This window comes from Dysgonomonas sp. 521 (assembly GCF_010501055.1).
Lineage (GTDB): Bacteria > Bacteroidota > Bacteroidia > Bacteroidales > Dysgonomonadaceae > Dysgonomonas.
Map to the genome: position 1 here is coordinate 1 of NZ_QVMO01000251.1, position 249 is coordinate 249.

The following is a 249-nucleotide window of genomic DNA, read 5'->3' on the forward strand; positions in this document are numbered from 1 at the left end:
GTTCTATTCGGATGGCCTGATGGACAATGCGGTCCAGTATTGCATCGGCGACTGTTTTGTCTCCAATCATATCATGCCAATCTCCTACCGGTATTTGTGATGTAATAACGGTGGATTTCTTTCCATATCGGTCTTCTATTACATCCAGAAGGTTCATTCTGGCTGTTGCGTCAAATGGATGTAATCCAAAATCATCCAATATCAACACATCCATTCTTTCTATTTTCCTCAGATCAGTTAATATCGTTC

At 40.6% G+C, this 249-nt stretch carries 1 protein-coding gene; it reads right to left on the reverse strand.

Annotated elements, in window-relative coordinates:
- Window positions 1-249, reverse strand: a 249-nt coding sequence (locus D0T84_RS22405) for an ATP-binding protein (RefSeq protein ID WP_163310121.1), incomplete at both ends; no start/stop codon positions are given.